The sequence below is a fragment of the Buttiauxella agrestis ATCC 33320 genome, assembly GCF_000735355.1.
In the GTDB taxonomy this organism is placed as follows: Bacteria; Pseudomonadota; Gammaproteobacteria; order Enterobacterales; family Enterobacteriaceae; genus Buttiauxella; species Buttiauxella agrestis.
Genome location: NZ_JMPI01000022.1, coordinates 537,326 through 546,536 on the forward strand (window position 1 = coordinate 537,326; position 9,211 = coordinate 546,536).

The 9,211-nt window shown below is 50.6% G+C and carries 9 protein-coding genes; 8 read left to right on the forward strand and 1 reads right to left on the reverse strand.

Translation table 11 applies throughout. The features are described from left to right. Positions 1–6: 6 nt before the first annotated feature. The 5 genes from yceG to ptsG all read left to right on the forward strand — a co-directional run bounded on the left by yceG (position 7) and on the right by ptsG (position 5,204). Positions 7–1,029: a cell division protein YceG gene (yceG, locus tag GBAG_RS07230; RefSeq protein WP_034494548.1), complete on the forward strand. Its 1,023-nt coding sequence runs from the start codon at positions 7–9 to the stop codon at positions 1,027–1,029. Next, a complete protein-coding gene (gene tmk / locus GBAG_RS07235; protein ID WP_034494549.1) occupies positions 1,019–1,657 on the forward strand; it encodes a dTMP kinase in 639 nt (212 codons plus the stop codon). Before yceG ends, tmk begins: the two co-directional genes overlap by 11 nt. Continuing rightward, positions 1,657–2,664 (forward strand): DNA polymerase III subunit delta', encoded by a 1,008-nt coding sequence (holB, locus tag GBAG_RS07240; RefSeq protein ID WP_034494550.1) that lies wholly within the window; start codon positions 1,657–1,659, stop codon positions 2,662–2,664. The genes tmk and holB overlap by 1 nt, the downstream gene beginning before the upstream one ends. 10 nt (positions 2,665–2,674) lie before the next feature. Continuing rightward, positions 2,675–3,469: a metal-dependent hydrolase gene (locus GBAG_RS07245; RefSeq protein ID WP_034494551.1), complete on the forward strand. Its 795-nt coding sequence runs from the start codon at positions 2,675–2,677 to the stop codon at positions 3,467–3,469. A 301-nt stretch (positions 3,470–3,770) separates the two neighbouring features. After that, positions 3,771–5,204, forward strand: coding sequence for a PTS glucose transporter subunit IIBC (gene ptsG / locus GBAG_RS07250; RefSeq protein WP_034494552.1), 1,434 nt, complete (start codon positions 3,771–3,773; stop codon positions 5,202–5,204). Positions 5,205–5,313: 109 nt separating this feature from the next. On the opposite strand, the gene fhuE is transcribed toward ptsG, so the two are convergent. Continuing rightward, positions 5,314–7,506, reverse strand: coding sequence for a ferric-rhodotorulic acid/ferric-coprogen receptor FhuE (gene fhuE / locus GBAG_RS07255; protein ID WP_034494553.1), 2,193 nt, complete (start codon positions 7,504–7,506; stop codon positions 5,314–5,316). A 322-nt stretch (positions 7,507–7,828) separates the two neighbouring features. Between fhuE and hinT the strand changes: the two genes are divergently transcribed. From hinT to lpoB, 3 genes are all read left to right on the forward strand, one after another. Next, positions 7,829–8,185, forward strand: a complete 357-nt coding sequence (hinT, locus tag GBAG_RS07260; protein WP_034494554.1) for a purine nucleoside phosphoramidase — start codon at positions 7,829–7,831, stop codon at positions 8,183–8,185. 4 nt (positions 8,186–8,189) lie between these two features. After that, positions 8,190–8,564, forward strand: coding sequence for a YcfL family putative periplasmic lipoprotein (locus GBAG_RS07265; protein WP_081908382.1), 375 nt, complete (start codon positions 8,190–8,192; stop codon positions 8,562–8,564). 10 nt (positions 8,565–8,574) lie between these two features. Then, the coding region (lpoB, locus tag GBAG_RS07270) for a penicillin-binding protein activator LpoB (RefSeq protein WP_034494625.1) at positions 8,575–9,211 on the forward strand (637 nt) is incomplete at its 3' end.

Consider the following 9,211-nt stretch of genomic DNA (forward strand, 5'->3'; position numbering starts at 1 on the left):
TTAACAATGAAAAAGATGCTACGTTTCTTTCTGCTGCTGTTAGTGGTGTTAGGTGTGGCGGCGGGCGTTGGCTTGTACAAAGTCCGCCAGCTTGCTAATAGCCATCTGACTATTGAACAAGAAACCATATTCACCCTTAAGGCGGGTACGGGTCGTCTGGCGTTGGGTAAACAGCTGTACGAAGAAAAACTGCTCAATCGCCCACGTGTTTTCCAGTGGCTGCTTAAAGTTGAACCCGATCTTGCTAATTTCAAAGCGGGTACCTACCGCTTTACGCCGCAAATGACAGTGCGCGAAATGCTTAAACTTTTAGCCAGCGGTAAAGAAGCGCAATTCCCCATCCGTTTTGTGGAAGGGACGCGCCTGAGCGACTGGCTGAAACAACTGCGCGAAGCGCCATACATTCAGCACACGCTCAAAGATGACAGCTATTCAACGGTTGCCGAAGCCTTAAAATTTGAACATCCAGAATGGGTGGAAGGCTGGTTCTTCCCGGATACGTGGTTATACACCGCGAATACGACGGATGTTGCGCTACTCAAACGTGCGCATGAGCGCATGGTTAAAGCGGTACAAGCGGCGTGGGATGGCAAAAAAGACGGTCTGCCGTACAAAACGCAAAATGATTTAGTTACCATGGCTTCGATTATCGAGAAAGAAACTGCGGTTGCTGCAGAACGTGATCAGGTCGCTTCAGTGTTTATTAACCGCCTGCGTATCGGTATGCGTTTACAAACCGATCCGACGGTAATTTACGGCATGGGTGAAAGCTATAATGGTAGGCTGTCACGCAAAGATCTGGAAACCCCGACGCCGTACAACACCTATGTCATAAGTGGAATGCCGCCTGGCCCAATTGCCATCCCTGGTGATGCGTCGTTACAGGCTGGGGCGCATCCGGCGAAAACGCCTTATCTTTATTTCGTCGCGGATGGAAAAGGCGGGCACACATTTAATACTAACCTTGCCAGCCACAACCAGGCTGTGCAGGTCTATATCAAAGCGTTGAAGGACAAGAATGGTCAGTAAATTTATCGTCATCGAAGGGCTCGAAGGAGCAGGGAAAACTAACGCGCATAACGTGGTGGTTGCGACCTTAAAAGAGCTGGGCATCACCGATCTGGTGTTCACGCGTGAACCCGGCGGAACTCCGCTGGCAGAAAGATTGCGCGAGCTGACGCTGAATAACAAAGGTATCGGCGATGAGATAGTGACGGATAAAGCCGAAGTACTGATGTTCTACGCTGCGCGTGTGCAGCTAGTAGAAACCGTCATCAAACCGGCACTGGAGCGGGGAGCATGGGTGATTGGCGATCGTCATGACCTCTCGACGCAAGCCTATCAGGGCGGCGGTCGTTGTATCGATCAGCAATTACTCATGGCGCTGCGTAATACCGTACTCGGCGATTTCTATCCGGATCTGACGATTTATCTTGATGTGACACCTGAAGTTGGCCTGAAGCGTGCGCGTGCGCGTGGCGAACTGGATCGCATCGAACAGGAATCTTTCGACTTCTTTAACCGTACCCGTGCGCGTTACCTCGAACTTGCCGCAACCGACAGCCGTATTCGTACGATTGATGCGACACAATCGCTTGAAGACGTTTCGCAGGCTGTTCGTCACGCCGTGCTTGAGTGGGCTAAGGAGCTGGCGTAATGAAATGGTATCCATGGTTACGCGCACCGTTTGAGCAAATCCTCAGTCAGTACCAGTCAGGTCGCGGGCACCATGCATTACTGCTTCATTCATTATCCGGCATGGGCGATGATGCGTTAATTTACGCTCTCACGCGCTGGATAATGTGCCAAACGCCGCAAGGTAATAAAAGCTGCGGTCAATGCCGCAGCTGTCAGTTGATGCAGGCGGGTACGCATCCGGACAGCTATGTCATTGCCCCGGAGAAAGGTAAATCGAGCCTCGGCATTGATGCTATCCGCGAAATGACTGAGAAGCTTTACAGCCATGCGCAGCAGGGTGGGGCAAAAGTCGTCTGGCTGGAAGATGCCGGGCTTCTCACTGAAGCTGCGGCAAACGCATTATTGAAAACACTCGAAGAGCCGCCAGCTAAAACCTGGTTTTTCCTCGGCTGCCGCGAACCGGCCCGTTTGCCAGCAACCTTACGTAGTCGTTGCCTTTACTGGTATTTAACACCCCCTGATGAAACTTTCGCGTTGGCCTGGCTTGCGCGAGAAATCACGCTGGATAGCGCACAATTGCGTGCGGCATTGCGTTTAAACTCCGGCGCTCCGGCAGGCGCGCTGGCATTGCTGCAACCTGAGTCATGGAAACACCGTCAGGCGTTGTGTGACAAACTTAGCGAATGTTGTGCGACGAAAAACATGCTGGCTTTGTTGCCTGCTTTAAACAGCGACGACGCCGCGGTTCGACTTCACTGGTTATCTTCGCTGCTGGTTGATGCACTAAAATGGCAGCAAGGTGCAACCGCCTGGCTGACCAATGACGATCAGCAAGCTTTAGTCGCCAATCTTGCCAATAGCGCGACACCTGCCATGCTGCAAGCTATCCTTCATAATTGGTTTAATTGTCGTGAATCGCTGCTCAGCGTCGTGGGCGTGAATCGCGAATTATTGCTGACTGAACAATTACTCACCTGGGAGCGCATTATGCAGCCCGGTGCAGTCCTTCCGACCTTTCATCTTTAAGAGTATCTGTATGTTCCTGGTTGACTCACATTGCCATCTCGATGGCCTCGATTATCAATCCCTGCATAAAAGCGTTGATGACGTTCTGGAAAAAGCGGCCGCGCGCGATGTGAAATTCTGCCTTGCCGTTGCCACCACACTTGAGGGTTATCGCAATATGCGCCAACTGGTGGGCGAGCGTAATAACGTGGCGTATTCATGTGGCGTCCATCCGCTCAATCAAGCCGAAGATTATGATGTTGAAGAACTTCGCCGTCTTGCCGCCGATCCGGGCGTGGTCGCAATGGGTGAAACGGGGCTGGATTATTTCTATACCCCGGAAACCAAGCCGCGCCAGCAGGAGTCATTCCGTCATCACATTCAAATTGGACGTGAACTCAATAAACCGGTGATTGTGCACACGCGTGACGCCCGCGCCGATACGCTCTCGATTCTGCATGAAGAGAAAGTGACAGACTGCGGTGGGGTACTACACTGTTTTACAGAAGACACAGAAACTGCTGGAAAATTGCTCGACATGGGCTTTTATATCTCTTTTTCCGGCATTGTGACCTTCCGCAATGCTGAACAACTCAGGGAAGCGGCGCGTTATGTACCACTGGATCGCATACTCGTGGAAACTGATTCACCTTATCTTGCTCCAGTGCCACATCGTGGCAAGGAAAACCAGCCTGCAATGACGCGTGACGTGGCGGAATATATGGCGGTGCTGAAAGGGGTTTCACTTGAGGAATTGGCCGTTGCGACGACAAAAAACTTCGCTACGTTGTTCCATATTCCTGACTCCCGCTTGCAATCTGCCTGATAAATCAGACTTATTTTAAAGCTCGTAATTAATGATCGAAGCGAGTAAAGTGCACCGCCACAAAAAGGGCGGTGCAGGCCGTTTTTGTAACATTCAGAAACGCGTTTTGTAAGTTTATGAAAGTTTTTCATATGGCTTTTAGAGAAACGTGATAGCCGTCAAACAAACTTTCATGGATTTATTTTACTCTGCGTAATAAATCAAAAGGCACTTAGATGCCTGTTTATGGACCGGATCTCCCCCCAGTCCGATGCGCATAACGCGTAAAAAAAAGCACAAATACTCAGGAGCACTCTCAATTATGTTTAAGAATGCATTTGCTAACCTGCAAAAGGTGGGTAAATCGCTGATGTTGCCAGTATCCGTACTGCCAATCGCAGGTATTCTGCTTGGCGTCGGTTCTGCAAACTTCAGCTGGCTGCCAGCAGTGGTTTCTCATGTTATGGCGGAAGCGGGCGGTTCAGTCTTCGCCAACATGCCGCTGATTTTTGCTATCGGTGTTGCATTAGGCTTCACAAATAACGATGGCGTTTCTGCATTAGCCTCTGTGGTTGCATACGGCATCATGGTTAAAACCATGGCAGTTGTTGCGCCATTGGTTCTGCATATTCCTGCGGAAGAGATCGCGACAAAACACCTGGCTGATACCGGTGTTCTGGGCGGGATCATCTCGGGTGCCATTGCAGCCTACATGTTTAACCGTTTCTATCGCATCAAGCTTCCAGAATATCTGGGCTTCTTCGCGGGCAAACGTTTCGTGCCGATCATCTCTGGTCTGGCTGCGATCTTCATGGGCGTTGTGCTGTCCTTCATCTGGCCTCCAATCGGTACGGCTATTCAGACCTTCTCTCAGTGGGCTGCATACCAGAACCCGGTTGTGGCATTCGGCATCTACGGTTTCGTAGAGCGCTGCCTGGTACCATTTGGTCTGCACCATATCTGGAACGTTCCATTCCAGATGCAGATTGGTGAATACACCAACGCTGCGGGCCAGGTATTCCACGGCGATATCCCACGTTACATGGCAGGTGACCCAACTGCTGGCAAACTGTCTGGTGGCTTCCTGTTCAAAATGTACGGTCTGCCTGCTGCGGCTATCGCAATCTGGCACTCAGCTAAACCTGAGAACCGTGCAAAAGTCGGCGGCATCATGATCTCCGCTGCGTTGACCTCGTTCCTGACCGGTATCACCGAGCCAATCGAGTTCTCCTTCATGTTCGTTGCTCCAATCCTGTACATCATCCACGCGGTGTTGGCAGGCCTGGCGTTCCCAATCTGTATCCTTCTGGGTATGCGTGACGGTACTTCCTTCTCTCACGGTCTGATTGACTTCATCGTGCTGAGCGGAAACAGCAGCAAACTGTGGTTGTTCCCAATCGTTGGCCTGTGCTACGCAGCGATTTACTACACCGTGTTCCGCGTGCTGATCAAAGCACTTGACCTGAAAACTCCAGGTCGTGAAGACGCAACTGCCGAGACTTCTACCACTTCCACAAGCGAAATGGCACCAGCTCTGGTTAGCGCGTTCGGCGGCAAAGAAAACATCACTAACCTGGATGCGTGTATTACCCGTCTGCGTGTTAGCGTGGCCGACATCTCTAAAGTCGACCAGGCTGGCCTGAAGAAATTGGGTGCGGCAGGTGTAGTGGTAGCTGGTTCAGGTGTTCAGGCAATCTTCGGTACTAAATCCGATAACCTGAAAACTGAAATGGATGAGTGGATCCGTAACAGCTAAAAAGTAGTTGGGGAGAACTGAGGGAGGCCAGTCAAATGGCCTCCCTTTTTTATTGGCGTCTTTAGGTCTTGTAGGGCGGATAAGCTTGTGTCATCCGCCAGGGTGTGAATCAGAAGGTGTAATTCGCGCTAACGGAGAAGTTACGCGGCGCGCCGTAGACAATCCCACGACTATCAACGTTGGTGTCGTAAGATTTATCAAACAGGTTATCGACGTTCGCCTGTACTGAGAACGCTTTCGTCACGTTATAGCGGGCGAATAAATCAACCAATGCGAAGCTGCCTTGCTCTGAACGATACGTGCCACCCGGAACAGGAACGTCGGACCAGACATGGTCTTGCCAGTTTACGCCACCGCCCACAGCCAGAGCCTGGAGCATTGGCAGGCGATAACTGGTAAACAGCTTGACGCTGGTACGAGGCAGATTTGGGTTAACCGCACTGCCATCGCTATCCTCAGCAACATAACGCGTTGCGCCAAACGACATCTGCCAGTTATCCGTCAGTGCGCCATTCACTTCAAATTCAACCCCACGGCTCACCGTGCCGTCAGCTTCACGATAAGCTGTTTCGCCATTGGTGCCAGGAATAACCAGACCGGTGGATTGCGCCAGATGATCTTGTTCGATGCGGAAGGCGGCCAAAGATGTCGTCAAACGGCCACTCATCCAGTCAGCTTTTAAACCCGCTTCATAGTTATTGCCGGTAATTGGCGACAGATACTTTTGCTCGCTATTGCGCTGGGTCTGCGGCTTAAACACCGAGGTGTAACTTGCGTAAGTGGACCAGGTGTCATTGATATCAAAGACGATGCCCGCATACGGAGAGGTATTATTCTTCTCCAGTTTCTGGTTTAGCGTATCAAGATTGTACTTGGTGTAACGCGCCCCAAGAATAACGTGTAGCGGATCGGCAAGGGTCACGCGCGTCGCCATGTAGGCCGATTTTTGATGAATCGTATCTTTCTGCGCGAGGCTTAATGGGCTCCAGTCAGTTTCAGGGAAGTCACCATTGTAGTTGTTGTAATTGCCAAATTCGGTGTCGCTGATATTGGCCCACGAGCTGTAATAGGTATTGTTCTGGCGCGAATAGCTGGTGCCGATCATCAGTTCATGCTGGCGACCAAACAGCTCATATGAACCATTGGCAAAGGTATCTAACGCATCGACTTTACGCTTCCCTGTGTTGTAACCCGTGCCTCCAACGTAAGGATATGACGGGCCATACGGGCTAACCAACATGCCGGTGGATTTATCGACCAGGCCATCAAGATAAAGTTGTTGGCTATCCAGCGTCGTTTCCGTATGTGTCGCATTGACCGTCAGTTGCCAGTCATAGCCCAGCATTTGTTTGATGGTGGCAAAAGTACGCTTCGTTTCTTTGTCGTTGTAGGCCCAGTCAGGTGCGGTGCTGTAGCTACGGTCTGGATGGGTTTTGCTACCATCGGTGTACCAACGCGGAATACCGCCCCAGGTTGGGTTATTGACGTTGGTTTCCTGGTAGTCATAGCCAACAGATAAGCTGGTCGCGTCGGTCAGGTCCGCATCCACAACACCATAGAAGAATTTCTTCTTCTGGTTATAGCGGTCAACCCAACTGTCGTTGTCCTGATAACCCGCGACCATCCGACCGCGAATATTGCCGTTGTCGGTCAAAGGGGTGGACAAATCTGCGACGTAGCGCTGTTTGTCCCAGCTGCCGTATTCAGCAGAAACGCTGGTGGTGAATTCACGACTGTCAGCGTGTTTACGCACCATATTGATGGCCGCTGACGGGTTACCCGAGCCTGTTGTCAGGCCGTTCGCGCCACGCACCACTTCAATGCGTTCATAGATTGCAGTATCAGAAAGCGCATCGCCGAGATTCCAGTTGGACTCGAACAGTGTCGGAATACCATCCACCATAAAGTTATCAATGGCGAAACCGCGTGCGTAATAGGTCGCGCGGTCAGAATCAGCGTAAGTCTCGCTGATCCCCACAGTGTTATTGAGCACATCGCCCAGGGATTCCAGCTTCTGATCCTTCATTCGCTGTTCACTGATAATGCTGACGGATTGAGGAATATCTCGTGGAACCAACAACATTTTTGTGCCGCTGGTGGTGGCTTTGACACTGTAATCTTGTGCATCTTCAGCATCGCTGGCGTTCGCCTGCGTGCTTTCTACAATCAGTGTATCTTCGCTCTTTTTCTCCGCCGCGAAAGCAGCAGAGGGCATCAGTGCGAAAGCGATACAGGATGCAAGAAGAGAGATTGTACTGGCGGGTGCGAGCCTGCCATCCCTGGTAGAAGTAGTGAAAGACATCATAAACCCTTAATGGATGTTGGAAGTTGTGTCCCTGTGCCAGTGGAATCCGGTCACGGAGTACAGCGTTTTTCGCATATAACATATGAATGAAAATGCAAATGAGAAATATACGCATTCATATGAATGGTGTAAACATTTGTTACCCTACAAATGAAATGTTGTTTTAAACCTGTATTGAAGAGGGATTTACGGCGTGTAAGGCAGGTTCGTGACCTGAAGTGTGATAAAGAATTACTGGCTTGTGGTTGAAAGAGAGTGAGTAACTCGCTCATACTCTTACGTTATGCCCGTCACACAATGAATAAATAAAGGTAACGTCATGGCCGAAGAAACCATTTTCAGCAAAATTATCCGCCGCGAAATTCCGGCAGATATCGTTTATCAAGATGAACTAGTGACTGCATTCCGGGATATATCACCGCAGGCACCTACCCACATCCTTATTATTCCTAATATCCTGATCCCAACGGTAAATGATGTCACCGCAGAACATGAGCTGGCTTTAGGGCGCATGTTAACGGTTGCAGCTAAAATTGCAGAGCAGGAAGGGATTGCCGAAGACGGTTATCGTCTCATCATGAATTGTAATCGTCACGGCGGGCAAGAGGTTTACCACATACATATGCACCTGCTTGGTGGCCGCGTGCTTGGGCCAATGCTGGCGCATAAAGGATAATTTAATGAAAACTAACCCGCTGTTAATGCTTCTTCCCTTTGTGCTGATGGTGGGATGTAGCTCCAAACCTGCCATTCCTGTCAACGACAGACAAACACTGGTGATGGAAGCGTCGGTGTTGGCAGCGGGTATCAGTGCTGAAAGTCCTGAAATTTCAAATGACAACGGCGCCACTGTTTCACGCAGTCAGTTATATAATGAGCAGTCGAAGCCGGTCATTATCAACTATCGTTTTTATTGGTATGACGCGAAGGGGTTGGAGATTCATCCTCTGGAACAACCGCGCACGATAACGCTGCCTGCGAAATCCAGCGTTTCGGTGTCATCTATAGCCAGTTATCCAGACGCACGTAAAGTCCGTCTTTATCTCTCTTTATAAGGGGTGAATTTTGATTAAGGGAATCTATCGATATCTGGTTATCCTCGCTGCAGCGATGATTTTATCCGGGTGTATTAACCGTGGTGAAGCTCCTGCTCCTGTGGAAGAAGTTAAACCGGGTCCACAGCAGCCGATCGAGCCGGTGCCAACAGTCCCAACGGTGCCAACAGTACCGACTCAACCAGGGCCGATTGAGCAACCACAGCCGACCATTCCTGCAACGCCAAAAGTCCGTACTTACGACTGGGGTAGCGCCATGCAGCCGATGGTGGGCAAAATGCTGCAAGCCGATGGCGTTACCGCAGGCGGCGTTCTGCTGGTGGATAGTGTAAACAATCACACCAATGGCTCGCTGCAAACCAGTAAAGCAACCGAGGCTTTACGCGGCGCGTTGGCGAACAACGCTAAATTTACCCTTGTTTCTGCTCAACAACTTTCAATAGCGAAACAGGAACTGGGGTTATCGCCACAGGACAGCCTGGGTTCGCGCAGTAAAGCGATTGGTATTGCCCGTAAAGTGGGCGCTCAATATGTGCTTTACAGCAATGCCAGCGGTAATGTGAATGCTCCAACGCTGAAAATGCAGTTGATGCTGGTACAGACGGGTGAAATTATTTGGTCAGGAAACGGTGCGGTACAACAGACCC

Bases quoted from the DNA above. Each gene is read 5' to 3' on its own strand.
- tmk (WP_034494549.1), top strand. From the start codon at position 1,019: ATGGTCAGTAAATTTATCGTCATCGAAGGGCTCGAAGGAGCAGGGAAA.
- GBAG_RS07265 (WP_081908382.1), top strand. From the start codon at position 8,190: ATGAAAACTAACCCGCTGTTAATGCTTCTTCCCTTTGTGCTGATGGTG.
- ptsG (WP_034494552.1), top strand. From the start codon at position 3,771: ATGTTTAAGAATGCATTTGCTAACCTGCAAAAGGTGGGTAAATCGCTG.
- yceG (WP_034494548.1), top strand. From the start codon at position 7: ATGAAAAAGATGCTACGTTTCTTTCTGCTGCTGTTAGTGGTGTTAGGT.
- fhuE (WP_034494553.1), bottom strand. From the start codon at position 7,506: ATGTCTTTCACTACTTCTACCAGGGATGGCAGGCTCGCACCCGCCAGT.
- holB (WP_034494550.1), top strand. From the start codon at position 1,657: ATGAAATGGTATCCATGGTTACGCGCACCGTTTGAGCAAATCCTCAGT.
- hinT (WP_034494554.1), top strand. From the start codon at position 7,829: ATGGCCGAAGAAACCATTTTCAGCAAAATTATCCGCCGCGAAATTCCG.
- GBAG_RS07245 (WP_034494551.1), top strand. From the start codon at position 2,675: ATGTTCCTGGTTGACTCACATTGCCATCTCGATGGCCTCGATTATCAA.